Below are 25,214 nucleotides of genomic sequence, written 5' to 3' on the forward strand. Positions count from 1 at the left end.
TTCACGCCGTTCCGCCGCGACGGCGAGTGGGCGCGCGCGGAGGAAGCGCCGATCAAGCCTTTGCTCGACAGGCTGGAGTTCACCGCCGGCAAGTCGAACTGGGGCTATCAGCTTCGCTTCGGGCTGTTCGAGATCAGCGATCACGATTTTCGCCTGGTCGCCAAGGCGATGGGCGCCGCCGCCGGGCTTAAAGGCGCCGCTGCTTGAGCGCCCTGTAGACGGCAATGCCGGCGGCCAGGTCCTCGAGAGCCGCGCCGACCGACTTGAACAGCGTGATCTCAGCGGCGCTCTCGCGACCTTTCTTCTGGCCGCGCGCCAGCTCATGCAGGTCGGCGACGATGGCGTCCGGCTTCAACACGCCGGAGGCCAAGGGCTGGACGATGTCGCCGGCTTCCTTGGTGGCGCCGGCGCGGGTGTCGACATAGACGCGGGAGCGCGCAATGGCGTCATCATCGCTTTCGCGCATCGCTGGCGTAAAGCCGCCGACCAGGTCGACATGGGTGCCGGGGCGCAGCAACGCGCCCTTGATGAGCGGCGTTGTCGTGATGGTTGCCGACGAGATGATGTCGGCCTCGCCGATCTCGGCATCGAGATCGCTTGCCGCGCTTGCCTCGAAGCCTTCCACGCGCAGCTCCGCGGCAACTTTTTCGGCATTGGCCAGCGTACGGTTCCAGACGCGGATGCTTTTGATTGGCCGCACGGCGCAGTGCGCCTTGGCGAGAAACGGCGACAGCGCACCGGCTCCGACCACCAGCAGCCGCGAGGCGTCTTCACGTGCGAGATAAGACGCCGCGAGCGCCGAAGCGCAGGCGGTCCGCCACTGCGTCAGACGCTGGCCGTCGATCAGGGCTTCGGGTTCGCCGGTGGCGCCATTGAGCAGGAGGTAGAGGCCCATGACGGCGGGCTTGCCGAGCGCGTTGTTGTCGGGCGAGACGGTGACGATCTTGACGCCGATGTGGCCACCCGTCGAACCGCCGGCGCCGTGGAAATCGGTCCAGGCCGGCATCAGCAGCAAGGTGGACGCCGCGCCGTCCGGCCGCTCGACCGCGTGATGGTGCCGGACCGGCTGCACCGCACCGTCACGAAACGCCGTGCGCAGCGTCTCGACCAGTCCGGGAAAGGTCAGCGCATGATCGACCTCGGCGGCCGAAATCGTCAGCATGAAAAGCTCCGTGGACGGAAAGACGCCGGCTGGCGGATCACGCGGTTGGCTTTGGCAATGCCGAGCCAGGGGCCGACCCGGGGGCCGAACCCGGGGTCGATCCCTGGGCCTGGCCGCGCGGTGCTGCCGGCGCCCGGCTGACCACCTGGCGCAGGTTTTCGGCCTCGACGCCGCGCTGGCGCGCGAGTTTGCGATAGCGGCCCTGCTTGACCCATGTTGCCAGGCTGCCGACGATCATGCCGATGGCGAGGGCCAGGAACAGGAAGATGAACAGCGGCAGGCTCAGCGTCAGCTTCGGATTGCCGGGATTGAACGGGTCCAGCGTGAAGGCGACCAGTTCGCGATTGGCGACGGCGAGCGCGACCAGGATGATCGCAAGGGGCACGAAGACGACGATGAGGATGAAGCGATTGACCATGATGTTTTCCGTCGGAAGCTGGCGCCAGCGCCACTTACTTGCCGCCGTTCAGCCTTTCACGCAGCTCCTTGCCGGTCTTGAAGAACGGCACCCATTTCTCTTCGACCTCGACGGATTCACCGGTGCGTGGGTTGCGGCCGGTCCGGGCAGGGCGGTTCTTCACCGAAAAAGCGCCGAAACCGCGAAGCTCCACCCGGTTGCCCTCCGCAAGCGCGTCGGTGATCTCGTCGAAGATCGCGCCGACGATGTTCTCGACGTCGCGCAGGAAAAGATGCGGATTGCGCGTGGCAATAATCTGAACAAGTTCGGACTTGATCATCAGACGTGTCCCCGTGAAAGCAGTGCGGTCAAAATATGAGGATGATTTTATTTGCTTTTTTCACTTGTCCCAAACAGCATCTCAAGGGTGCCAGACGGAAACGAGACCGTCAAGAAACAAGCGGTCGGCGCCCAATTCGTGGATGATGTCGCTGTTGGAGACCGGCAGGCCGAGCGCGCTGCCGATCGTTCGCACCATCGCCTTCGAGAACAGGAAGCTGCCGCTCCCTTCCTTGTTCTTCCATTCGATCACATCGAGCTTGGCGTCGACGCCCTTGGTCGCCAGCCAGTCGACCGCCTCCTTTTCGCCGCCGACGGCGTCGATCAGGCCATTGGCGACACCCTGTCGGCCGGTGAAGATCGAGCCGTCGGCCAACGCCAGCGCTTGCTCGTGGGTCATCTTGCGGCGCTCGGCAACGATGCCGACGAACCAGTCGTAGCTGTCGAGGATAAGCTTGCGGACCATGGCGCGTTCATCGTCATTGGTCGGCTTGAACGGCGAAGGCGCGGCTTTCAGCGGTGAGGATTTCACTTCCTCCAGCTTGACGCCGAGCTTGTCCATCAGGCCGCTGACGTCGGGATACTGGATCAGCACACCGATGGATCCGACGATCGATGTCTTGCGGGCCACGATGTGGTCGGCTGCGCTGGCGATCATGTATCCCGCCGATGCGGCGAGCGTGCCGACTTCCGCCACTACGGGCTTGTCGGCGGCCAGCTTGCGCACCTCTTCGAAGATCGATTCACCGCCGACGGTGGTGCCGCCGGGCGAATCGATCGACAGGATCACGCCCTTTACCTTCGACGACAGGCGAATGCTTTCCAGCCGCTCGATCAGTTCGTCGTCCTCGGTGATCGTGCCTTCGATCCTGACCTTGGCGATATGGTTGACGGCCGAGCCGCTGAAACCGTCGCCCTTGAACCAGACTGAAAGCGCAATCACACCCAGCGCGACAATGGCAATGGCGGCGGCACGCCAGAATGTCAGCTTGCGCCGCAAGCGGCGGCGGTCGATCAGGTCGTCGGCTCTCAGTGCCATGGTCAGCCTTTCAGTCGGCGGGAGGAAACGCTTTTAGACCATGATCCGCGGATCGGGAAGCAATTCTCTTGCCGGTGCGACGCCACGATCCAGGTCGACGATCGAGATGCCAGCGGAAGCACGATCGGCCCGACAGCCATATGGGCGTCCGGCCACTCGTGGCAGCCAGACGATCACGGGTTTGTGCAATCGATACGAGGCAGCGGCGTCCCGATCGTCGATAAATTTGGCGCGGTGGACTGGTTTCTGCTATGAATTTCGGGCAGTTGTGCTGATCTCATTTTCATCTGTACAAAGGCGGCTGTCACATTTTTGCGGTTTTCGTCGGCTTGTGCTTGCTTGAGGGCGCCGGCGTCCCACCTATAGACGGTTAGGCGGTGCCCCGGCGGGCAGGGTTTGAAGAAAGCAGTCATGTTAGCGCGAGCGATTGAACCGACCAACGCCGAGACGGGGTTGGCTGCCCCGGCGGACGGCCCGACGCGCGGCGACGCGTTCGACCGTGCGCGGCGCCATTCGCGCCGCGTGCGTGTTCTCAAATGGGCGGTGCCGCTGGCGGCGGCGCTGATCGCCATCGCCTTCCCGGTCTATTCCTATCTCGCCGCCCCGGTTTCCGTCTCGATTCAAGCTGACAGCACCGGGTTTTCCAACGGCAAGCTGGTGATGTCCAACCCCAGGCTGAATGGCTTCACCAAGCAGAAGCAACCCTATTCCATGACGGCGCTGCGCGCCATCCAGGATGTCAGCACGCAAGGCATCATCGAGCTCGAGGGTATAGACGCCAAGGTGCCGATCGCGCCCGACAATGTGGTCGCGGTCAAGGCCTCGCGCGGTACCTATGATCGCAACGGCAATACGATGAACCTGAACTCCGAGGTCACGATCACCGCGACCGACGGCTTGCAGGCAAAGTTCAAATCGGTCTTCCTCGACATGGGCAAAGGCACTATGAAGACGGACGACCCTGTCGACGTCAGCCGTGGCGGTGCACGCATCACGGCGGATTCGATGTCGGTTCAGGACAATGGCAAGGTTCTGATTTTCGAAAACAAAGTGCGCGTCAACATCGATTCCGCCGCCTTGAAGGCGGCAGAGGGAAACAGCGGAGAAACCAATGCGGCTCAGTAGTTCGACGCGGCTCGTGACCGCGGCTTCGGCGGTGCTGCTGCTGGGACTGGTGTCGGCATTGGCACAGTCCGGCGGCAAGGAGGTGTCGGGTCTCAAACTGTCCGGCGACCAGCCGATCCAGATCGAGAGCGACAAGCTGGAGGTCCGGCAGGCCGACAGCGCCGCCGTTTTCACCGGCAACGTTACTGTCGTCCAGGGGCCGACAATGCTCAAGGCCGGCAAGATGACGGTCTACTACGTCAAGGATCCCAAGGCCGCAGCCAGTGGCGCGGAGGCCAGCGGCGCGGCGGCGATGACCGGCTCGGCGAACATCGATCATCTCGAGGTCACCAACAAGGTCTACATCAAGTCCAACGACCAGATCGCCACCGGCGACGACGGCACGTTCGACATGAAGACGGAAGTGCTGGTTCTGTCGGGCAAGGAAGTCGTCCTGACGCAGGGAACCAACATTCTCAAGGGCTGCAAGATGACCGTCCAGATGAAGAGCGGGGTGGCGCAGGTCGATCCCTGCAGCGGCGGTCGGGTCGTCATGTCGATCACCCCGCCGGCGAAATCGGGCCCGGCAAAGCAGTAATGGCTGGTGCAACGTCGCTGATGGCGCGTCTGTCGGGGCGCGCCGCGAGCACGCTCGCGGCGCCGGCCACGGTGACCGTCGACGCGGGAAAGTTCAAAGGGACCCTGATCGCCAAGGGCCTGACCAAAAGCTACAAGGGACGCAAGGTCGTCAGCGGCGTCACCATCGGCGTGCGCGCCGGCGAGGCGGTCGGCTTGCTCGGCCCCAATGGCGCGGGAAAGACCACCTGTTTTTACATGGTCACCGGCCTGGTGCCGGTGGATGAAGGCACGATCGAGATCGACGGCTTCGATGTCACCTCGATGCCGATGTACCGCCGCGCGCGGCTCGGCATCGGCTATCTGCCGCAGGAGGCATCGATCTTCCGCGGCCTCAATGTCGAGCAGAATATCCGCGCCGTGCTCGAAGTGGTCGAAAAGGACCGCAAGGTGCGCGAGCGCAACCTCGACGAACTGCTCGAGGAATTCCACATCAGCCATCTGCGCAAGGCGCCATCCATGTCGCTTTCCGGCGGCGAGCGGCGGCGCCTGGAGATCGCGCGCGCGCTGGCGACGCGCCCGGCCTATATGCTGCTCGACGAGCCCTTTGCCGGCATCGACCCGATCGCCGTCGCCGACATCCAGCAATTGGTGCGCCATCTGACGGCGCGCGGCATCGGCGTCCTCATCACCGACCACAATGTGCGCGAGACGCTCGGCCTGATCGACCGCGCCTATATCATCCATGCCGGCCAGGTGCTGACGCATGGCCGCGCCGACGAAGTGGTGGCGAACCCCGACGTGCGGCGCCTCTATCTTGGAGAAGGTTTCACGCTCTAGGCGTGAAACTCGACTCGACCAAGACGATTCTGCCGCCTGGACGGCATCTTTCCGGCAGTTTTACTCCGAGATAACGGCCCGGTAAGCGCGTTTTGCTAGCCTTTGCCTTGACAAGCAAAAGCCGGGCCAGTTTGTATGGCGGGTTGGAAGAATTCTTTCCGCGTGCGGATGCGTAGACAAGGCGTTTGAAACCGAACCATGGCGTTGGCGGCGAAACTACAGCTACGACAATCACAGTCCCTGGTGATGACGCCGCAACTGATGCAGTCGATCCGGCTGCTGCAGTTCACCCATGTCGAACTCGAGCATTTCATCGACGAGGAAATCGAGCGCAACCCGTTGCTGGAGCGCGCCGAACCGCAGGACGATGCCGCCAGCGACCAGGCGCAGAAGACAGAGGCGGAGCCGCGGGCCAGCGAGGATGGCGACTGGTTCGAAAACGACACGCAATGGAGCTCCGAGGCCATCTCCGACAAGCTCGATACGTCGCTGGAGAACCTGTTTCCCGACGATCCCGGGACAAGCGAGCGGCTCGGACCCGACCTGACGGCGCAATGGAAATCGGCTTCCGGCAATGGCGCGGCTTCCTCGTCGGAGGGCTTCGACGCCGGCGACATGGCGGCGGCGGCGATCACGTTGCGCGACCATGTCGGAGAGCAGGTAGCCCTGGCCTTCGCCGATCCGGCGGAGCGGCTTATAGGCGCCGACCTGGCCGACAGCCTCGATGAAACCGGCTATCTGCGCGCCGACCTGGCCGAGATCGCCATCCGCCTCGGCACCGATGCCGCCATGGTGGGCAAGGTGTTGGCGGTGTGCCAGACCTTCGAGCCGGCCGGCCTGTTCGCTCGCGACCTCGCCGAATGCCTGTCTCTCCAGCTTGCCGCGCGTGACCGGCTCGATCCGGCCATGAAGGCCCTTGTCGCCAATCTCGAACTGCTGGCGCGACGCGATTTCCACACGTTGAAGCGGATTTGCGCTGTCGACGAGGAAGATCTCCTGGACATGCTGGCAGAGATCCGCGCACTCGATCCCCGGCCGGGCATGGCGTTCTCGGGTGGCGCCAGCGATGCGATCGTCGCCGATGTCGAGGTGCGCGCGGCCAATGACGGCAGCTGGACGGTGGAGCTCAACGCCGAAACGCTGCCGCGCGTGCTGGTCGACCATATCTATTTCGCCCAGGTCACGCCCCAGGCGAAGAATCAGGCTGAAAAGGATTTCCTGGCCGAGTGCCTGCAGAATGCCAATTGGTTGACGCGCAGCCTCGACCAGCGGGCAAAGACCATCCTCAAGGTCGCCTCGGAGATCGTGCGCCAGCAGGATGCCTTCCTCGTCCATGGCGTGCGCCAGTTGAAGCCGCTCAACCTGCGCACGGTGGCCGACGCCATCGGCATGCACGAATCGACGGTCAGCCGGGTCACCGCCAACAAATACATGCTGACGCCGCGCGGCGTGTTCGAACTGCGCTATTTCTTCACCGCTTCGATCGCCTCGTCGGGCGGCGGCGATGCGCATTCCTCGGAAGCCGTGCGTGACCGCATCAAGCAGATGATCGACGAGGAGAAATCCGCCGACGTGCTGTCCGACGATGCGATCGTAGACATGTTGCGGGAGAGTGGGGTCGACATCGCCAGGCGCACGGTCGCCAAGTACCGGGAAGGCATGAATATTCCCTCGTCGGTGCAGCGCCGGCGCGAGAAACGGGCGCTGGCCAGCGCCGGGCGCTGAGGTCGCTGGATTTTCTACCGGCCCGGGCGCTTCATTGACAAGCCATGGTGAAGTGGCTAGAAGCCCGCCCGCATGAGACCGGCCAGATACCTGCGTGCGGATGGTCCGTCACAAAAGCGGCTTTTAATCAACCGGAAAGTTCGGATTTAAATCGGCGTGATTGACGCTGCGAAGCTTGTGCGCACGGACCACGAGTATAAACTCCGGCCAGTTTGAAGCCTGAGCAAGGAAGGTCAGTTTTCAGATGAATCTGCGCATATCGGGAAAACACATGGATATCGGCGATGCGTTCCGGACACGCATCAACGATCGTGTCGGCGAGGCGATCGGCAAATATTTCGATCGTGGCTTTGCCGGGCACGTCACTGTCGTCAAATCGGGTTCGCGCTATTCGGCCGATTGCATGATCCGGCTTGATTCCGGCGCTTCGCTGCAGGCCACCGGCGATGCCCAGGAACCGACGCTTGCCTTCGAGGCGGCGGCCGATCGCCTGGAGACCCGGCTTCGCCGCTACAAGCGCCGGCTGAAGTCGCACAATTCGGGCGCCGCCAATTCCGAGCCGACCGACATCGCCTACACGGTGATGGCGCCGCTGGCGGACGACGACGAGGAGATTGCGGAGGATTTCGCACCGGCCATCGTCGCCGAATCAACCATGGTCCTGAGGACCATGTCGGTGGCGTCCGCGGTCATCGAACTCGACACGAAGGACAGCCCTGTCCTGGTCTTCCGCAATGCCGGAAACGACCATCTCAACATCGTCTATCGCCGGCCCGATGGAAACATCGGCTGGATCGACCCGTCGACGACCAAGGTCGCGCAAGGATAAAACCCGGCCGCACACAAGGGTGAGGACTGGTGTCGGCAGGCGAACAAGGAATTTTCAAGCATGGATCTGAGCGATCTTATCAACGTTCCGGCGATCATGCCGGCGTTGAAGGCGAACTCCAAGAAGCAGCTCCTGCAATTGCTGTCGGAACGGGCGGCGGCGATTTCCGGCATTCCGGAGCGCGAGGTGTTCGACACCATCCTGCAGCGTGAGCGGCTGGGTTCTACCGGCGTCGGCAACGGCATCGCCATACCGCATGGCAAGCTGGCTGGGGTGAAGCGCATCGCGGGGGTCTTCGCCCGGCTTGAAACGCCGGTCGATTTCGAGGCGCTGGACGACCAGCCCGTCGACCTGGTGTTTCTGCTGCTGGCGCCGGAAGGGGCCGGCGCGGATCATCTCAAGGCGCTGTCGCGCATCGCGCGCGTGCTGCGCGATGCCGACACGGTGGCCAAGATCAGGGGTACGCGTGACGCCGTGGCCATCCACGCGCTCTTGTCGGATACACAGGCCTCGCACGCGGCCTGACATCTTCATGGATGGTTGGCAGTCAAGGGCCGCCATGGGCGGCCCTGTTCATTTGGCGGCGGTCAGCCGCGCCTTTCTGCCTGGAGCGCTTGTTGCGCCCCAACTGGGGGCGTGGGCTTAGTGAATAGCGACCGTGACCAAGTCGTTTTCCATGGCGCCGGCCAATGCGCGGTCGCGCGCGTCGGAGAGCAGGATCGGCTGGCCGTTGGCGGCGAACAATGCCCACAACTGCATGCCGGGAGCGATTTCGCCGAGATTGGGGAAACGGCCGAGTAGTTCGTCGCTCGAAACCTTGCGCAGATAAGCGACCGAGCCCTCGCCGAGATGGGCGAATTCGCCATTGGTCATGGTGATGTTTTCAGTTCTGGTCATTTCAAGCCTCCTTGGCGCGAGGACGCCGCACAGGGCCGTCCCGCAATGAGAGCCATCGGCAAAGCTCAGTCTTTCACCGATATGTTTATTTTCCGTACCAGCCGCTCGGACTCCGGCCGATCGAGATCGATCGACAAAAGGCCGTTCTTCAGCTCCGCCGCGATCACCCGCATGCCGTCGGCCAGCACGAAACAGCGCTGGAACTGGCGCGCGGCGATGCCGCGATGAAGAAATTCGCGCTCGGTGTCGTCGGTCTGACGACCTCGCACGACCAACTGGTTTTCCTCCGTGGTGACATCGAGATCGCTTTCGGCGAAACCGGCGACGGCGAGCGTGATGCGCAGCCGTTCAGTGTTACCGTCGGCGCCGCTGAGACGTTCGATGTTATAGGGAGGATAGCTGTCGCCGGATTTCGCCAGGCGTTCCAGAGTCTTTTCCATGGCGTCGAAACCAAGGAGAAGCGGACTGGAAAAGGGCGTCATTCGGCTCATGTTACACTGTCCTCTCAAGAGCGACATAAAGTGGAAAAACCCAAATGGCATTTTTCCCGGTGGCCTTGATATGGTCCGCCCCGCGACCAAGTTCAAGCCGTCAGAAGACCCGCCCAAAAAGACTCCCCCAACAAGGAATTGAAATGCCCCAACCACGCAAGATCATCATCGACACGGACCCCGGACAGGATGATGCTGTCGCCATTCTGCTGGCGCTTGGCAGCGCCGAACTCGACATCGTCGGCATATCGGTTGTCGCCGGCAACGTGCCGTTGAAACTGACCGAGAAGAATGCACGCAAGATCTGCGAACTGGCCGGCCGGCCGGAGATCAATGTCTATGCGGGGGCCATACGGCCGCTGATGCGCGAACTGGTCACCGCCGAGGAAGTGCACGGCAAGACGGGGCTCAACGGCCCGCAATTGCCCGACCCGGCGATGAAGCTGCAGGAGCAGTACGCGGTCGATTTCATCGTCGAGACGCTGATGAAGGAAGAGCGTGGCACCATCACGCTATGCGCGCTCGGCCCGCTGACCAACATCGCGCTGGCGCTGATCCGCGAACCGCGGGTCGCATCGCGCATCAAGGAAATCGTGCTGATGGGCGGTGGTTTCTTCGAAGGCGGCAATGTCACGCCGGCAGCCGAATTCAACATCTATGTCGACCCGCACGCCGCCGATATCGTGCTCAAATCCGGCATTCCGATCGTCATGATGCCGCTCGATGTCACCCACAAGGCGTTGACCACCGCCAAGCGCACGCAGGCGTTTCGGGCGCTCGGCACCAGGGTGGGCATCGCCACCGCCGAGATGCTGGAGTTCTTCGAGCGTTTCGACGAGGAAAAATACGGCACCGATGGCGGGCCGTTGCACGACCCTTGCGTCATCGCCTATCTGCTGAAGCCCGAATTGTTCAAGGGCCGTCACTGCAATGTGAGCGTGGAAACCGCCTCGGAATTGACCATGGGGATGACGGTGATCGACTGGTGGAGCGTGACGAAGCGGCCGAAGAACGCGATGGTGATGCGCGACATCGACCATGACGGGTTTTTCGCCCTGCTGGTGGAGAGGCTGGGGCGGCTATAGGCCGCTCAGTCGGTCGCAACCGGTAGGTTTGGACCTCGTCCCCGCCCTCTCCAGGTCGCATGGCGTTTTCATTCTGGAAACCTGTGGAAGACGAAGCCGTTGTCGCGTGTGACGCGTTCGATAGCAACGTCTGAGCCGATCACATGCAGTCGCGTGTCCTCTATAAGCACCGACGAACCATCGTGGAGATCAACCACATAGTCGATGGAGTTTCCGCGACTCCATTGGGCACTTTTTACGGTTCCGTCGATGGCATTGACGGACCGGATAGGGGTGGCGTCGTTGGCCCATCTGCTTGACGCCAACATGGCCACGATCACAAACGCACCGATGAAGAGGATCACAGCGGGCGCGTTCCTCTTCCAGCCATCCCACGTCCAGACAGACATGAATCCCCCAACTCAGATTCATGTGGTGGTGGAAAAACCCGGTTTCAAGAAAGCAGGAGTCGCCTGTCGGGACACGGAAACCGATGTCTGAGCCCTGCTACCACCTTTAGACGAGCTGCCCACCTCCGCGGTACCGCGAGCTGCAGGCGGAATAGCTCCTACCGTTCTCTCGGTTGATAGAGGGACGCCCGGTGCTCCATGATCTTCTTGTACACGGGGCCAATGTCCAGCGGGCCGAACACTGCCTCACCCGCCTTTATCCATGGCTGTTTGCCTTGATGGACATCCATGTTGTCGACAGCGAACACCACGGCATCCTCGAGTTTCCACCAAGGCTGTGCGTGCAGCTCGGGCGCGTCAAAACTCTCCAGGGCCGAGGGGTGGACATCGCTGGGCAACCAAATCAGTACGGCCGCTGCTTGCAGCGGAATGTCTTGCGGCATCGAAAACTCCCTTGAACTCTCCAGCTTCCAGTTACGAAGTTGGAGCGCCGGTTACAAGGCTCCGATCCGGGCGCAGCACCGGAACCACTTCGCGTTCTTCAATCCATGCCTCGTCGCGGTCTCAGCCGGGTCAGCCCAACCGCCGCGGCCGCAGGAACACCGAAGTTTTCAGGCGCCGGCCGGCCAGGGCAACGTGGCTTCATAAGCGGCGGCGGCCTTCAGGACAGCGAGGTCGCCGCGCGGCCGGCCGATCAGTTGCATGCCCATCGGCCGTCCCCTGTGGTCGAAACCGACCGGCACGTTGACCGCCGGGCAGCCGCCCAGCGTGGCGAAAGCCGAGACCTCCATCCAACGGTGATAGCTGTCCATCGCCCGTCCAGCGACTTCCCCGGGCCAGTGCGTGCCGACGTCGAAGGGGAAGACCTGCGCGGTCGGCAGCGCGATGAGGTCGTAACGGTCGAAGATCGACAGCAGCGTGTGATGCCAGGAGGTGCGGATGACCGAGGCCGAGCGGACCTGCGGCGCCGTCAGCCGCATCGCATTCTCGACCTCCCAGATGACTTCCGGCTTCAAGAGGTTACGCTTCGCGAGATCGTCATAGTGCACCTTGAGGGCGCAGCCACTGCTGGCCTGGCGCAGCGTCACGAAGGCCTGCCACAGCGTTTCGAAATCGAAGTCGGGCAGCAAGGGCTCGGTCAGGAAGGATGCGGCTGTGAACCGGCCGAGGGCGGCCTCGCACAGGTCGAGGATGCCGGCTTCGATCGGGAGATGTCCGCCGAGATCACCGAGCCAGGCGACGCGGCCGCCGGTTGCCGCCGTTGCAAGCCCTTCGAGGAACGAGCCCGGCTTTTCGTAGGACAATGGCGCGCGTGGATGATAGCCGGCCTGGACATCGAGCAGCAGCGCCATGTCCGCGACGTTGCGGCCCATCGGCCCGTCGACTCCCATTTGCGCATGGAAGACCTCTTGATCGGGACCGCCCGGGACAAGCCCCTGCGAAGGACGAAAGCCGTAGACATTGTTCCAGGCCGCCGGATTGCGCAGCGAGCCGCCAAAGTCGCTGCCATCGGCGACAGGCACCATGTCGAGCGCCAGCGCCACCGCAGCGCCGCCACTGGAGCCGCCGGCGGTGAGCGCCGGATCGAAGGCGTTCAGCGTCTGCCCGAAAACGCTGTTGTATGTGTTGGAGCCAAGGCCGAATTCCGGGACGTTGGTCTTGCCGATGATGATGGCGCCGGCGCCACGGATGCGCTCGACGAAGAAATCGTCTTCCTGCGGCACGAAATCGGCGAAAATCGGCGAGCCGAAGGTCGTCCTGAGCCCTGTGGTCGAGGCGAGATCCTTGATGGCGACCGGCAGGCCGAAGAGCGGCCCGGCGCCGCCATCGGCGCGCCTGCTCTCGGCGGCGTCGGCCTCGCGCAGGATGTCGGCACGGTCGCGCAGCGAGACGATGGCGTTGACCAGCGGATTGACGGCCTCGATGCGGTCGAGAAAGGCCGCCACGACCTCGCGAACGGACAGCTCCTTGAGCCGGATCGCGCCGGCAAGCTCGATCGCGGACAGGCGGCAAATGTCGCCCGCCGGCGGTATGGCATGCTTCGACAGGGGGCGCATGATGCTATCTCAATGGGCTTGCGACAGGGCCTGGTCGACATCCTTGGCCAACGGAATCGCCGGCTGGGCGCCGGGCTTGAGGCAGGCCAGCGAGCCGGCGGTGGCGGCGCGCGCCAGCGCGTCCTCGAGCGCGAGCCCCGACGACAGGCCGGCGGCGAAATAGCCGCAGAACGTATCGCCGGCGCCAACCGTGTCGACAGGGGTGATCTGCATCGCCGCAATGGTCAGGAAATCGTCCGGCGTCGCCGCCATCACGCCATCGCCGCCAAGCGTGACGACGATGGTGCGTCCCGTCCGCACGGCGTAGTCGCGCATGCGCGCCGCGCGGTCGCGGCCCTTCAGAGACAGCGCCTCGCCATAGAGATCGAACTCGGTTTCATTGGCGACCGCGTAGTCGGCCTTGCCGAGGAAGGGGGCCGCGTCGCCCTGGAAAGGCGCGGTGTTGAGCACGGTGACGGCGCCGGCCGCCCCTGCCTGGTCCAGCGCCGCCTCGACGGTGGCCAGCGGAATTTCGTGCTGCAGCAGCACGACGTCGCCCTTTTTCAGGAACGTCTTGGAAAGGTCGCCAGGCAGAACGGAAGCGTTGGCGCCGGGGACGACGGCGATGATGTTCTCGCCGTCGGGGCCGACCATGATCAGTGCCGTACCGGTCGAGGCGAAGGTCTCTCCGACGCCCGACAGGTCGACCTTGGCCTCGCGCAGCAATGCCAGCGCCTCGTTGGCGAAACTATCGCGGCCGACCGCACCGACCATGCGCACCGGGACGCCGGCGCGCGCCGCCGCCAGCGCCTGATTGGCGCCCTTGCCGCCGGGCGCCGTGGCGAAGCTCGAGCCGCCCACCGTCTCGCCGGGCCTCGGCAAGCGATCGACATTGGCGATGAGGTCGAGGTTGATCGAGCCGATGACGATGATCAAGGAGTGCCTCCTGTGGAACAGACGGGAAGCTATCCTGTAAGGTCGTCGGGTTCCAGAGCAGTCTGGTTGAGCCAGTGGCGCGTCTTGGGGCAAGGCGACATCATTTCTTGCCCATATGGAAGCGCCGGCGAAGAGTTCCGCCGCGCCGGTGCATCAGGATGCGACTTGTCCGGCTTCCCAGCCCAGTATGGCGCGCTTGCGGGTCAGGCCCCAGTGATAGCCGGTCAGGTCGCCGGATTTGCCGATGGCGCGATGGCAGGGGACGACGAAGGACAGCGGGTTGGCGCCATTGGCGGCCCCGACGGCGCGGCTGGCACTGGGCGCGCCAATGCCGGCGGCGATCGAGGAATAGGTGCGCGCCCTGCCCATCGGGATTTCGAGCAACGCCTCCCAGACGCGAACCTGGAAGTCGGTGCCGATCATGACGACATGCAGCGGCTGGTCGGGGCGCCACAGTGTCGGATTGAAAATGCGCGCGGCATGAGGGCCTGTCGCGGCCATGTCCTCGACATAGCTGGCATTCGGCCAGCGGCTCGACATATCGGCGAAGGCGTCGCGCTCCTCGCCGGGGTCGCTGAAGGCCAGGCCGGCCAGTCCGCGGTCGGTGGCCATGATCAGGGCGGTGCCGAAGGGCGAGGGATGGTACCCGTAGCGGATGGTAAGGCCCGCGCCGCGCGTCTTGTAGTCGCCCGGCGACATCGCCTCGTGGGTGACGAACAGGTCATGCAACCGGCCGGGGCCGGACATGCCCAGTTCAAAAGATGTTTCGAGCAGCGGCAAGCCGGAATCGAGCAGCCTGCGGGCATGGTCGAGCGTCACCGCCTGCAGGAACGCCTTGGGAGAAAGGCCGGCCCAGCGGGTGAACAGCTTCTGCAGGCCGGTTGGCGTCTCGCCGACCTCCTCGGCCAGGTCTTCCAGCGACGGCTGATCGCGATAGTCGAGGCTGATCTTTTCGATGGCTCGGCGCACGATCTCGTAGTCGCTGCCTTGCGGCGTGATGTCCTTCTTGAGGATCGCTGTCTGTGGGCTCATGGGACTGTCTCCTTGGCCGGAATATCGTCCCTTCGAGCGGCCGTCGCCACCCGAAACTTGCCTTCATGCGGCGTATTCCCGGAGAGAGTCGCGTTTCAGCTCAGGACGCGGGCGCCAAGGTCCCTTGCGCGACCGGCGGCCCCGTCGCTTATGCAGCGATGGGGCCGCGGACCACGATCACATCAACTTGTCGAGCGTCAGCGGCAGGTCGCGAATACGCTTTCCCGTTGCGTTGAAGACGGCGTTGGCAACGGAGGCACCGGTGCCCGTGATGCCGATCTCGCCCACGCCGTGGGCGCCCATCGGCGTGTGCGGATCGGCGATGTCGGTCCAGATGATCTCGATCGGCGGCACGTCCAGATGCGCCGGCACGTGATAGTCAGACAGGTTTGCATTCATGATCCGGCCATTGCGCTCATCGAACTGCGTTTCTTCCATCAGCGCCAGGCCAAGACCCATGATGATGCCGCCCCGGAACTGGCTGGCCGCCGTCTTGTGGTTGAGGATGCGGCCGCAATCGAAAGAGCCCAGAACGCGGCTTACGCGCGTCTCGCCGGTGACGGCGTTGACGCGCACCTCGGAAAAGATCGCGCTGTAGGAATGCATCGACCAGTGCTGTGTTTCCATGGGCTGGGGAGCCTCCGCCTCGACGGTCACCTCGTTGCGTCCCGCACGTGACAAGATGGACGCATAGCTTTCGTGGCGATCCTGCTCGTCGAGCTTGGCGAGACCGCCGTTGTACCCGCCCACCTCGTCGACGCTCAATCCGGCCAGCGGCGAGTCATTGCCCGCGAGCTTCAGCAACTCGGTGACAAGCAGGCGCTGGGCGGCGATGACGGCCGCGCCAATAGCGGCGGTCTGCTGCGAACCGCCTGCCAGGATCACGCCCGGCAGTGTGGAATCGCCATACTCGACCGATACCTGATCGAGGCTCAGGCCGAGCCGCTCCGCGGCGATCTGGGTGTTCACGGTCGACGTGCCCATTCCCATCTCGTGGGCGGCGACCGCCAATTTGGCCCGGCCGTCCCTGGTCAGGGTCATCCGCGCCGCCCCGCCAGGCAGGCGGTAGTATGGATAGGTTCCCGTTGCGCAACCCATGCCGACCAGCCACTCGCCCTCGCGCCGGGCGCCCGGCGCCTTTCGCTGGCTCCAGCCAAACCGCTCGGCGCCTGCTCGATAGGCCTCGACAATATGGCGCGAGGAGAAAGGCGTTCCCTGGGTCGGATCCTTTTCTGGTTCATTTCGAAGCCGCAGTTCGATCGGGTCCATGCCGAGTTCGACAGCCAATTCGTCGATCGCGCATTCGAGCGCGAAGGTGCCGACCGCCTCGCCTGGAGCGCGCATGAATGTATTGGCGAGCATGTCCATATACGCCACTTCGACGTCGAGCTTGAACGTGTCGGCGGCATAGCCGCTGCGCGTCGCGACGATGAAGGGCTCCGGCAAGGCATTCTGGGGGCTCATGACGGTCACGCCGGTATGGATGATGGACGTGAAGTGCCCGTCCTTTCGCGCGCCGATCGCCACGTGCTGTTCGGTCAGGCTGCGGCCGCCGACGGCCCGATATACGCCCTCGCGCGTCAGTGCGATCCTGACCGGGCGACCGGCGAGCCTGGAGGCAGCGGCTCCCAGCACCTGATGCTGCCACAGGCACTTGGCGCCGAAACCACCGCCCACATAGGGGGAGGTGACGTGCACCTGCTTCTCGTCGATCTCGAAAATCTGCGCCAGGGACCAGGCCGTGTGCGCCACCGCTTGCGAGGCGTCGTGGACCTTCAATTCGTCACCATCCCAGGCAACTGTGGCGGCATGCAGTTCGATGGCGTTGTGGTTGTGCCGCGGCGTCCGGTAGGTCACGTCGACCTTGTGCGGGGCCTCCGCCAATGCGGCGTCGGCATCGCCGATTTCCACTTTCAACTTCTCGCCCATGAACATGGCGGGCTCGGTGCCGCGCGCCTTGGCCGCCGCGAGCGACGTGACGGCGCTTTCCGCCTCGTAGTAGACATGAATGAGCGACTTGGCATGGTCGGCCTGTTCCTGGGTCTCGGCGAGTACCAGGGCGATCGGCTGGCCATTCCAGTGGATGAGGTCGTCCTGCATCACCGGGAGATTGTCGCCGCCCGCCGCCTTGGCGTTTGTCATGAACAGCGGCATGGGCTTCATGCGTGGCGCGTTCCGGTGCGTCATCACCAGGATCACGCCCTCGGCCGCCACGGCCGCCGCCGTGTCGAGAGAAGCGATCCGGCCCTTGGGTATCGTGCTGAACGCCACAGCGGCATAAGACATCTTTGGGGGTGAGAACTCGGCGGCAAAGCGTGCGGCTCCCTTGACCTTGAGCGGTCCGTCAATGCGCGATACCGACTTTCCGATGTGCCCATGCTGGTGGCGGATGAGCGGATCGGGTTTGCCACCAGGCATCCAGCTATCGGGCGCGAGTTCGATCGCTTTCTTCATCAGGCCCTGGGCGGCGCCCTGTGCGGCCTTGGCGGCTTCGCCTAAAATGCTCATGCGACTTCTCCCGACAGTTCACCCAGAACGGCGACGATCGTTCGTCTGGCGAGTTCGATCTTGAAGCCGTTGTCGCGCAAGGGCACGGCTTCTGCGAGTTCAACTTCGGCTGCTTCGCGGAAGGCCCGCAGGGTAGCCGGGCCGCCCTTGAGCGCATTCTCCGCCCTTAGAGCCCGCCACGGTTTGTGCGCAACGCCACCGAGAGCAAGCCGCACATCCTTGACAAGGCCGTCTTCCAGCTCGAGCACGGCAGCCACGGAAACAAGCGCGAAGGCATAGCTCGCCCTGTCGCGCACCTTGCGGTAGGTCGACAGCGTGCTCGCCCCAATTGGTGGCAATTCGACTGCCGTGATCAGCTCGCCGGATTCCAGGACAGTGTCGATCTCAGGCTGGCCGCCGGGCAGCCGATGCAGGCCCGCCAATGGCAGCGTTCGCGTGCCCTTCGCGCTTTGCAGATGAACCGTGCCGTCCAGCGCGGCGAGCGCCACGCACATGTCGGAGGGGTGGGTCGCGACGCAACTCGGCGAAGAACCGAGGATTGCATGCATGCGGTTGAAACCGTCGACGGCGTCGCAGCCCTGTCCAGGGCTTCGTTTGTTGCAGTTCGATCCCTCGTCATCATAAAAATACGCGCAGCGGGTGCGCTGCAGGATGTTGCCGCCGACGGTGGCCATGTTGCGGATCTGGGCTGAAGCGCCCGCCAGGATCGCGCGGGCCAGCACCGGATATCGCTCCCGCACGGCGAGGTGTTCGGCCAGAGCGGTGTTGCGGACCGCTGCGCCGATGAGCAAGCCGCCATCGCGCTCCTCGATCGAGGCCGACAATCCGGTGACATCGACAAGAACCGCCGGACGCTCGATGGTCTCGCGCATCAGGTCGACGAGATTGGTGCCGCCGCCGAGATATTTGGCGGATTCGACGCCGGCGCGCCGCACGGCGTCCGAAGCGTCTGCTGCCCGGGAATAGCTGAACGGGGTCATGCGGCCACCTCCGGAATGTCTGGACGATAGGGCTGCGCGGTATCCTTGCTGAAGAAGGTGGCGTCAATCGCGTCGATGATGCCGTTATGGGCCCCGCACCGGCACAGATTGCCACTCATCCGTTCCGCAAGCTCCTCGCGGCTGGCGGTGATGGACGTTGCCGCGAGATCGGCGGTCACATGGCTTGGCAGTCCGCGCTCCAGCTCCGCCGCCATGCCGATGGCGGAGCAAATTTGCCCCGGCGTGCAATAGCCGCACTGAAAACCGTCACGGTCGACGAAAGCCTGCTGCAGCGGGTGGAGCCGGTCCCCCTCCGCGAGGCCCTCGATGGTCGTCACCGCGCGTCCATCGGCTTGCACCGCGAGCGTCAGGCACGAGAGTATCCGCTCCCCGTCGATCAGCACCGTGCAGGCGCCACATGCTCCCTGGTTGCAGCCCATCTTGGTGCCGGTCAGGTGAAGATGCTCACGCAGCAGGTCGAGGAGCGAAACACGCGGATCATCGGGAAGCGATACGGTCGAGCCATTGATGGTTACGGACATTGCAAACCTCGCTGTAACAGGCCAAGGCTTAACTGGCGCTCACGCGAAAACGGTCAACCCCGCGACGTCTGGTCAGGATCGATCGACTTCAATCGAGCGCTCAAGCTTGGCATCTGCCGGCTGGCCGTCGCGGGTCCGGCAAGGGTGCCGCTTCGCGGCGACGGTTCAGCGCGCTCTCGCTGTCGCCAGCGCCCGCGAGAAGGCGGTGGCAAAGCTCTCGCGAGAATCAGGGTCGAGGAACGTCCCGATCGGCACGTTGCGGCCTTGCCCTTCCACCGTCATCCGCGTGATGCCGATCTCGGCGTGGCGGGCCACCGAGAATTTCGCCCAGAACGGATTGAAGCGATGCGCTTCCGATTTCCCCGACGGGGCCGTCTTGCGGATATCGAGGCTGGTTCGCGAGACCGACACCTCCTCGCGGGCACGGGCGGCGCGATAGTTGGCGCGGAAGGCGATGTAGACGGCGATCACGTCCAGGCCGAAGAAACCGAACACCGGCCAGGCGCCGCGTGACAGGAAAATCGCGCCAGTCACCAGCCAGCCGAAGAGCAGCGCGCCCATCAACATGGCAAAGCCGGTCTTGCCCAGCGACCGGTGCGGCGTCAGCAGCGCCTGGAAGAAAGGTTCGTCGGCCTGGAAGGAGGCGTTTGTGTCGCTCATGGGGGGATATTATAGGAAGGAAATGGCGCGCCCCAAGTCCAAAGAGTCCCTCGATCCCGAAAATGAGCCGCCGCCCGGCCGGCGCGACGGTTCCAACGCCAAGTCGCGCCCGCGGCCGGTGCGTCGCTCGTCGCGCTACAGCCCGGCCGAGGTGCATGAGATTTTCCGGCGCTTTTCGGTCCAGCGCCCGGAGCCGAAGGGCGAGCTCGAACATGTCAACGCCTTCACGCTGCTGGTGGCGGTGGTGTTGTCGGCGCAGGCCACGGATTCCGGCGTCAACAAGGCAACACGGGCCTTGTTCAAGGCGGCCGATACGCCGCGGGCGATGCTGGACCTGGGCGAGCCCAGGGTCGGCGACTACATCCGCACAATCGGGCTTTGGCGCAACAAGGCCAAGAACGTCATCGCGTTGTCGCAGGCGCTGATCCGTGATCATGGCGGGCAGGTTCCTGACGACCGCGACGAGCTCATCAAGCTGCCCGGCGTCGGGCGCAAGACCGCCAATGTCGTGCTCAACATGGCCTTCGGCCAGCATACGATGGCGGTCGATACGCACATCTTCCGCATCGGCAATCGCCTCGGGCTGGCGCCCGGCAAGACGCCGGAACAGGTCGAGCAGGGGCTGTTGAAGATCATCCCGGACGAATACATGCGCCACGCGCATCACTGGCTGATCCTGCACGGACGCTATGTCTGCAAGGCGCGCAAGCCCGATTGCCCGGCCTGCGTGATCGCCGACATCTGCAAGGCCGATGTGAAAACGACCAGTATTCCCGCACCCCTGGTGCCTATCGCTCCGGGCGAAACGGCCGTGGCCGAGAATCAACAACCGTAATGACGCACCATCGCGGCCGCACCGCACCGGTCACTTGCTCAACGCTGACGCATCATCAAGGCAGCTCTCATGGACAATTCATACAACGTTCCGGTCATCGAGACAGCGCGAACCCTCCTGCGACCGCACCGGATCGAGGATTTCGACGCCTATGCCGCCATGTGGACCGACCCGGTCGTCACCCGCTTCATCGGCGGCAAGCCGCGCACGCGGGAAGAAAGCTGGATGCGCTTCCTGCGCCATGCCGGCCTGTGGTCGCTGCTCGGCTACGGGTTCTGGGCCATCGAGGAGAAGGCGACCGGCCGCTTCGTCGGAGAGGCCGGTTTCCACGACCTGAAGCGCGACATGGCGCCGTCGATCGAAGGCGTTCCCGAGGCCGGCTGGGCGCTGGTCCCGGCCGTGCACGGGGTAGGCCTGGCCACCGAGATCGTGCGGTGCGTGCATGAGTGGGGCGACGCGCAATTCGGACATGCGCGCACGGTCTGCATCATCGATCCCAGCAACACCGCTTCACTGCGCGTTGCCATGAAATGCGGCTACAGCGAGGTGGTGCGGACGCTCTATCACAATGCTCCAACCATCCTGCTCGAGCGACGGCCAAGAGCGCTGCAGAGCCCTTAGCCGGAACCTAGCCGGCCTCGCGGCCGACTTTGCTAGGGCACCGCCTGCGCCTCGAGCCCTGCCTGCTCGAGCATCGACGCGTCTTCGCCGAAGGCGCGGGTTGCGCGGGCAGCGGCTTCGAGCAGCGGACGCTTCATCCGGCCAAGGAACGCCGTATCGACGCGTGTGCTGGGGCCGGCCAGCGTCAGGGCGCCGATGAGGGCATGTCCCGGCCCGAAGACCGGCGCCGAGAGCCCCGCTGTCTCGGGGTCGCGATCACCCACCGCGAGAAAATTGCAGGTCTGGCGGATGGTCTCGTAGGGTTCGCCCGGCTGGCCGGAAAATGCCGCGAGCACGCGCCCGCCCGAACCGGCCAGCAGAGGCAAGACGTCGCCCTCGCGGACCGTGTAGCGTATCGGATGCTTGGATTCGACGCGGTAGAGGCAGGTGCGAACGTCGCCGGAGCGGACATAGAAGGCAACGCTCTCCAGGCTTCGCTCGGAAAGGTCCCGCATGATGGGCAACAGGATATCGACCGCCACGACCGAGCGCTGATAGAGCGCGCCGAGGCGGAAGGCCCCGGCTCCGACACGGTAGCGTCCATCATCGAGGCGCTCGAGCAGCCTGCCGCGCAAGAGAGAATTCGCCAGCCGCAGGATCGTGCTCTTGTAGAGGCCGGTGCGCATCGCGATCTCGGCAAGGCTGAGCGACCGGTCGGCCGTGGTGAAGGCGTCGAGAATGGCGATCGCCCGATCGAGCGCGGCAACGCCTTCGGCCGACGCGCGCCCAATTTCCGCGTTCATCGATTTGCCTGGTTGGTCCATCGCGGGTCCCGGATTGGAGATGGCTGGTTGCAGCCACCCGTGTCGCGCCATCGGATCGTTCTGTCCAGCAGAATGTCGTTTCCGTTGACAGAACTCGGTAACATCTGATTGAACTCGGGTCACGGGTCTGAATGCAGGCACGTTTTGGCAGGCACCGGAGGAGGTGTCGTGATTTGGAGGAATCCCATGCTGAACAGACGCAGGTTCTTGACCGGCACGGCGGCGGCGGGTGCCGCCGGCCTTGCGGGACTTCGATTGTCATCCGCCTTCGCCGAAGGCGCTCCGCAGCTGCAGATATTCGTGCCGGCGGCACCCGGGGGCGGCTGGGACCAGACAGGGCGCACGATGGACCAGGTGATGCGCACGGAAAAGCTCATCTCGGGCTCGCAGATCACCAATGTCGGCGGCGCCGGCGGCACGGTCGGACTACCGCAGTTCATCAGCCAGTGGAACGGCAAGGGCAATTCGCTGATGGTTGCCGGCATGGTCATGGTTGGCGCCATCATCGCCAACAAGGCAGCCAACAACCTGACTCAGGTCACGCCGATCGCTCGTCTCACCGGTGAATTCGAGGCCCTGGTGGTGCCGGCGGAATCGCCGTTCAAGACGGCCGCCGATTTCGTCGCGGCACTCAAGGCGGACCCGACAAAGGTTCCTGTCGCCGGCGGCTCGGCCGGCGGCTCGGACCATATCCTGTTCGGCCTGATCGCCAAGACGGTCGGAGTTCCGGCAACCAGCCTGTCCTACGTACCGTTCGCCGGCGGCGGCGAGGCGCTTTCGGCGCTGCTGGGCAACCAGGTGGCCGCGGGCATCTCCGGTTACGGCGAGTTCTCCGAGCAGGTCAAGGCGGGAGCGCTCCGGCTGCTCGCCATATCGGCCGACAAGCGCCAGGAGGGCATCGACGCGCCGACGCTGAAGGAAGCCGGCATCGATGTCGAGCTTTTCAACTGGCGCGGCGTCTTTGCGCCTCCCGGTGTTTCGGATGCCGACAAGGCGGCGATGATCGCGCTTGTCGAGGCAATGGCCAAGAGCGATTCCTGGGCGGCCGAGTGCAAGAATCGCAACTGGACGCAAATCCTGCTCACCGGTGACGACTATGCGAAATTCGTCGCCGAGGATTCGGCGCGCATCGAAGCCATCCTCAAGGATCTTGGGCTCGCCTGATTTCCCCGGGGGCGGTCCGAGCCGCCCCTTTCCTGAAGTCCCTCGGTCGCATCGCAAGATGCGACCGGCCGTGGCTGGCATGAAGCCGGTGACAGCCGCCTTGCTCGACAATCGTCGGCCTGTAATCTTGGGTCGGCTATCCTGGGGAGGACACTCATGAGCACCACCAGCCAGCCATCGGCGCCACCGCGCCTTGCCGTGCCGGAATTGCTGGTCGGCATCGGGCTTCTCGCCTGCACCGGCGCCGTGGCCTGGCAGACGCTGGCGATCCCTGTGTCGCCGCTCTACTCCAAGGTCGGCCCGACCGTTTTTCCCTATATCACCATGGTCGGCCTGGCGGTTCTTTCCCTGCTGCTGATCCTCGCGGCGTTCCGTGGCGGCTGGCAGCCCGAAGAGGAAAAGGAAACGCCGACCGACTGGAAGGCGATGGGGTTCGTCGTCCTCGGCCTGATCGCCAACCTGCTGCTCATCCGCCCGCTCGGCTTCACCGCCGCATCGGTGGTCATGTTCGTTCTTGTCTGTTTCGGTTTCGGCTCGAAGCGCACATTGCGCGACGCGCTGCTTGGCTTGATCCTGGCCTTGGCCGCCTATTTCGGCTTTGCCAGGGCGCTGGGCGTCAATATCGGCGCCGGTTTCATCGAGAATCAGCTCAACACGGTGATCGACGCGATCATCGGCGCGTTCGGAGGCTGACGCCATGGACACGCTTGGCCATCTCGCGCACGGCTTTGCCGTCGCCTTCACGCCCATAAACCTCATGTGGTGCCTGCTCGGCACCACGCTCGGCACGGCAATCGGCGTGCTGCCCGGCCTGGGGCCGGCCTTGACCATCGCGCTCCTGCTGCCGATCACCTACCAGGTGGCGCCGGAGGCCTCCTTCATCCTGTTCGCGGGGATCTATTACGGCGCCATGTATGGCGGCTCGACGACGTCGATCCTGCTCAACACGCCGGGCGAGAGCGCCACCATCGTCACCGCGCTGGAGGGCAACAAGATGGCCCGGTCCGGCCGGGGTGGTGCAGCACTTGCAACCTCGGCGATCGGCTCCTTCGTGGCCGGCACGATCGGCACGATGGGCGTCGCCTTCCTGGCGCCCATCGTCGTCAAGTTCGCGCTGGCCTTCGGTCCGGCCGAGTATTTCTCGCTGATGGTGCTGGCCTTCATCACGGTTTCAGCGGTGCTCGGTTCATCCTCGGTGCGCGGCCTGACCAGCCTGTTCGCCGGCTTCGTCATCGGCTTGATCGGTGTCGATCTGCAGACCGGCCAGCCGCGTTTCACTTTCGGTTCGACCGAACTGCTCGACGGCGTCGACGTCATCATCGCCGCCGTCGGCCTGTTCGCCGTCGGCGAGACGCTGTACATGGCCTCGCGCCGCTACGCCGGCAGGGACGAGATCGTGCCACTGAGAGGCTCGCTTTACATGACGGCCGCCGAATGGCAGCGCTCCTGGAAGCCCTGGCTGCGCGGCGCCGCGATCGGCTTTCCGATCGGCGCCATGCCGGCCGGCGGCGCCGAAATCCCGACCTTCCTGTCCTATGCCATCGAAAAGAAGCTCTCCAAGCACAAGCATGAATTCGGCACGGTCGGCGCCATCGAAGGCGTTGCCGGCCCGGAAGCCGCCAACAATGCGTCCGCCGCCGGCGTGCTGGTGCCTATGCTCACTCTCGGCCTGCCGACATCGGCGACGGCCGCGATCATGCTGTCGGCATTCCAGAGCTATGGCATCAATCCAGGACCGCTGCTGCTGACGACGCAGGGCGATCTCGTCTGGGGCCTGATCGCCAGCCTGTTCATCGCCAATGTCATCCTGGTCATCCTCAACCTGCCGCTGATCGGCCTCTGGGTGCGCCTCCTGAAAATCCCGGCGCCGCAGCTCTACGCCGGCATCCTGGTGTTCGCGACCGTCGGCACCTATGGCATCTCGCAATCGCCGATCGACCTCGTCATCCTTTATCTGCTCGGCGCGGCGGGCTTCCTGATGCGGCGTTTCGATTTCCCGACCGCTCCCGTCATCATCGGGATGATCCTGGGCCCTCTCGCCGAAACCCAGTTTCGCCGGGCGATGACCATCTCCAACGGCGACTGGTCGGTGTTCTACAAGCATCCGCTGTCGCTGACGCTGCTGACGCTCGCCTTCATCGGCCTGGTCGGTCCGCATATCTGGGCCTATGTCGAGCATCGTCGGCGGCGCGGGCCGGAGCACGTGCCCGGCGATGCCTGACCG

The 25,214-nt window shown here is 64.3% G+C and carries 28 protein-coding genes and 1 pseudogene; 13 read left to right on the forward strand and 16 right to left on the reverse strand.

Annotation, left to right across the window (positions count from 1 at the left end):
- Window positions 1-207, forward strand: a pseudogene (locus tag WC739_RS05555) (EVE domain-containing protein); the annotation flags it as partial.
- Here WC739_RS05555 and WC739_RS05560 read toward each other — a convergent pair.
- The 4 genes from WC739_RS05560 to sppA all read right to left on the reverse strand — a co-directional run bounded on the left by WC739_RS05560 (window position 188) and on the right by sppA (window position 2,937).
- Window positions 188-1,162, reverse strand: coding sequence for an ornithine cyclodeaminase family protein (locus tag WC739_RS05560; RefSeq protein WP_372952018.1), 975 nt, complete (start codon window positions 1,160-1,162; stop codon window positions 188-190). The pseudogene WC739_RS05555 and the gene WC739_RS05560 overlap by 20 nt on opposite strands.
- A 37-nt stretch (window positions 1,163-1,199) precedes the next feature.
- Window positions 1,200-1,580 carry a LapA family protein gene (locus WC739_RS05565; RefSeq protein ID WP_372952019.1) on the reverse strand — a complete coding sequence of 127 codons (381 nt, stop codon included), beginning with the start codon at window positions 1,578-1,580 and terminating at the stop codon, window positions 1,200-1,202.
- A 34-nt stretch (window positions 1,581-1,614) separates the two neighbouring features.
- Window positions 1,615-1,899, reverse strand: coding sequence for an integration host factor subunit beta (locus tag WC739_RS05570; protein WP_006200394.1), 285 nt, complete (start codon window positions 1,897-1,899; stop codon window positions 1,615-1,617).
- An 81-nt stretch (window positions 1,900-1,980) separates the two neighbouring features.
- Entirely contained in the window at window positions 1,981-2,937 is a 957-nt protein-coding gene (gene sppA / locus WC739_RS05575; RefSeq protein WP_372952020.1) for a signal peptide peptidase SppA, read from the reverse strand.
- A gap of 411 nt (window positions 2,938-3,348) precedes the next feature.
- On the opposite strand from sppA, the gene lptC reads away from it, so the two are divergent.
- From lptC to ptsN, 6 genes are all read left to right on the forward strand, one after another.
- Window positions 3,349-4,062 carry an LPS export ABC transporter periplasmic protein LptC gene (gene lptC / locus WC739_RS05580; RefSeq protein ID WP_372952021.1) on the forward strand — a complete coding sequence of 238 codons (714 nt, stop codon included), beginning with the start codon at window positions 3,349-3,351 and terminating at the stop codon, window positions 4,060-4,062.
- Window positions 4,049-4,639, forward strand: coding sequence for an LptA/OstA family protein (locus tag WC739_RS05585; RefSeq protein ID WP_372952022.1), 591 nt, complete (start codon window positions 4,049-4,051; stop codon window positions 4,637-4,639). The genes lptC and WC739_RS05585 overlap by 14 nt, the downstream gene beginning before the upstream one ends.
- Window positions 4,639-5,457, forward strand: a complete 819-nt coding sequence (lptB, locus tag WC739_RS05590) for an LPS export ABC transporter ATP-binding protein (RefSeq protein WP_372952023.1) — start codon at window positions 4,639-4,641, stop codon at window positions 5,455-5,457. The genes WC739_RS05585 and lptB overlap by 1 nt, the downstream gene beginning before the upstream one ends.
- 198 nt (window positions 5,458-5,655) lie before the next feature.
- On the forward strand, window positions 5,656-7,182 hold the full coding sequence (gene rpoN / locus WC739_RS05595) for an RNA polymerase factor sigma-54 (protein WP_372952024.1): 1,527 nt from the start codon (window positions 5,656-5,658) through the stop codon (window positions 7,180-7,182).
- A 244-nt stretch (window positions 7,183-7,426) separates the two neighbouring features.
- A complete protein-coding gene (gene hpf, locus WC739_RS05600; RefSeq protein ID WP_372952025.1) occupies window positions 7,427-8,011 on the forward strand; it encodes a ribosome hibernation-promoting factor, HPF/YfiA family in 585 nt (194 codons plus the stop codon).
- Window positions 8,012-8,071: 60 nt separating this feature from the next.
- Window positions 8,072-8,536, forward strand: coding sequence for a PTS IIA-like nitrogen regulatory protein PtsN (gene ptsN, locus WC739_RS05605; protein ID WP_006200387.1), 465 nt, complete (start codon window positions 8,072-8,074; stop codon window positions 8,534-8,536).
- 117 nt (window positions 8,537-8,653) lie between these two features.
- On the opposite strand, the gene WC739_RS05610 is transcribed toward ptsN, so the two are convergent.
- Together WC739_RS05610 and WC739_RS05615 are read right to left on the reverse strand one after the other, a co-directional pair.
- Window positions 8,654-8,908, reverse strand: coding sequence for a DUF1150 family protein (locus WC739_RS05610; RefSeq protein ID WP_372952026.1), 255 nt, complete (start codon window positions 8,906-8,908; stop codon window positions 8,654-8,656).
- A gap of 65 nt (window positions 8,909-8,973) precedes the next feature.
- Complete coding sequence (locus WC739_RS05615; protein ID WP_352869900.1) at window positions 8,974-9,399, reverse strand: Hsp20 family protein; 426 nt, start codon at window positions 9,397-9,399, stop codon at window positions 8,974-8,976.
- A 143-nt stretch (window positions 9,400-9,542) separates the two neighbouring features.
- Here WC739_RS05615 and WC739_RS05620 point away from each other — a divergent pair, with 143 nt between their 5' ends.
- On the forward strand, window positions 9,543-10,484 hold the full coding sequence (locus WC739_RS05620; protein ID WP_372952027.1) for a nucleoside hydrolase: 942 nt from the start codon (window positions 9,543-9,545) through the stop codon (window positions 10,482-10,484).
- Window positions 10,485-10,552: 68 nt separating this feature from the next.
- On the opposite strand, the gene WC739_RS05625 is transcribed toward WC739_RS05620, so the two are convergent.
- The 9 genes from WC739_RS05625 to WC739_RS05665 all read right to left on the reverse strand — a co-directional run bounded on the left by WC739_RS05625 (window position 10,553) and on the right by WC739_RS05665 (window position 19,567).
- The gene (locus tag WC739_RS05625) at window positions 10,553-10,873 is read right to left on the reverse strand and encodes a hypothetical protein (RefSeq protein WP_372952028.1); all 321 of its coding nucleotides are present in this window, start codon (window positions 10,871-10,873) and stop codon (window positions 10,553-10,555) included.
- A 158-nt stretch (window positions 10,874-11,031) separates the two neighbouring features.
- A complete protein-coding gene (locus tag WC739_RS05630; RefSeq protein WP_372952029.1) occupies window positions 11,032-11,316 on the reverse strand; it encodes a hypothetical protein in 285 nt (94 codons plus the stop codon).
- A gap of 168 nt (window positions 11,317-11,484) precedes the next feature.
- Window positions 11,485-12,933, reverse strand: coding sequence for an amidase (locus WC739_RS05635; protein WP_372952054.1), 1,449 nt, complete (start codon window positions 12,931-12,933; stop codon window positions 11,485-11,487).
- Window positions 12,934-12,939: 6 nt separating this feature from the next.
- Window positions 12,940-13,845 (reverse strand): ribokinase, encoded by a 906-nt coding sequence (locus WC739_RS05640; protein WP_372952030.1) that lies wholly within the window; start codon window positions 13,843-13,845, stop codon window positions 12,940-12,942.
- A 153-nt stretch (window positions 13,846-13,998) separates the two neighbouring features.
- The gene (locus WC739_RS05645) at window positions 13,999-14,877 is read right to left on the reverse strand and encodes a methylated-DNA--[protein]-cysteine S-methyltransferase (protein WP_372952031.1); all 879 of its coding nucleotides are present in this window, start codon (window positions 14,875-14,877) and stop codon (window positions 13,999-14,001) included.
- A gap of 177 nt (window positions 14,878-15,054) precedes the next feature.
- The gene (locus WC739_RS05650) at window positions 15,055-17,331 is read right to left on the reverse strand and encodes a xanthine dehydrogenase family protein molybdopterin-binding subunit (protein ID WP_372952055.1); all 2,277 of its coding nucleotides are present in this window, start codon (window positions 17,329-17,331) and stop codon (window positions 15,055-15,057) included.
- A 50-nt stretch (window positions 17,332-17,381) separates the two neighbouring features.
- A complete protein-coding gene (locus WC739_RS05655; protein WP_372952032.1) occupies window positions 17,382-18,365 on the reverse strand; it encodes a xanthine dehydrogenase family protein subunit M in 984 nt (327 codons plus the stop codon).
- Window positions 18,362-18,907: a (2Fe-2S)-binding protein gene (locus WC739_RS05660; protein ID WP_372952033.1), complete on the reverse strand. Its 546-nt coding sequence runs from the start codon at window positions 18,905-18,907 to the stop codon at window positions 18,362-18,364. Before WC739_RS05660 ends, WC739_RS05655 begins: the two co-directional genes overlap by 4 nt.
- 165 nt (window positions 18,908-19,072) lie before the next feature.
- Window positions 19,073-19,567 carry a DUF2244 domain-containing protein gene (locus tag WC739_RS05665; RefSeq protein WP_372952034.1) on the reverse strand — a complete coding sequence of 165 codons (495 nt, stop codon included), beginning with the start codon at window positions 19,565-19,567 and terminating at the stop codon, window positions 19,073-19,075.
- A 22-nt stretch (window positions 19,568-19,589) separates the two neighbouring features.
- Here WC739_RS05665 and nth point away from each other — a divergent pair, with 22 nt between their 5' ends.
- A complete protein-coding gene (gene nth, locus WC739_RS05670; protein WP_372952035.1) occupies window positions 19,590-20,402 on the forward strand; it encodes an endonuclease III in 813 nt (270 codons plus the stop codon).
- Window positions 20,403-20,471: 69 nt separating this feature from the next.
- Complete coding sequence (locus WC739_RS05675) at window positions 20,472-21,023, forward strand: GNAT family N-acetyltransferase (RefSeq protein ID WP_372952036.1); 552 nt, start codon at window positions 20,472-20,474, stop codon at window positions 21,021-21,023.
- A gap of 32 nt (window positions 21,024-21,055) precedes the next feature.
- Here WC739_RS05675 and WC739_RS05680 read toward each other — a convergent pair whose 3' ends face one another.
- Window positions 21,056-21,826 (reverse strand): IclR family transcriptional regulator, encoded by a 771-nt coding sequence (locus WC739_RS05680; RefSeq protein ID WP_372952037.1) that lies wholly within the window; start codon window positions 21,824-21,826, stop codon window positions 21,056-21,058.
- 186 nt (window positions 21,827-22,012) lie between these two features.
- Between WC739_RS05680 and WC739_RS05685 the strand changes: the two genes are divergently transcribed.
- From WC739_RS05685 to WC739_RS05695, 3 genes are all read left to right on the forward strand, one after another.
- Window positions 22,013-22,990 carry a Bug family tripartite tricarboxylate transporter substrate binding protein gene (locus WC739_RS05685; protein WP_372952038.1) on the forward strand — a complete coding sequence of 326 codons (978 nt, stop codon included), beginning with the start codon at window positions 22,013-22,015 and terminating at the stop codon, window positions 22,988-22,990.
- A gap of 156 nt (window positions 22,991-23,146) precedes the next feature.
- Window positions 23,147-23,683, forward strand: a complete 537-nt coding sequence (locus WC739_RS05690; RefSeq protein WP_372952039.1) for a tripartite tricarboxylate transporter TctB family protein — start codon at window positions 23,147-23,149, stop codon at window positions 23,681-23,683.
- A gap of 4 nt (window positions 23,684-23,687) precedes the next feature.
- Window positions 23,688-25,211: a tripartite tricarboxylate transporter permease gene (locus tag WC739_RS05695; RefSeq protein ID WP_372952040.1), complete on the forward strand. Its 1,524-nt coding sequence runs from the start codon at window positions 23,688-23,690 to the stop codon at window positions 25,209-25,211.
- Window positions 25,212-25,214: the final 3 nt, after the last annotated feature.

The sequence above is a fragment of the Mesorhizobium sp. genome (assembly GCF_041661565.1).
Taxonomy (GTDB): Bacteria; Pseudomonadota; Alphaproteobacteria; order Rhizobiales; family Rhizobiaceae; genus Mesorhizobium.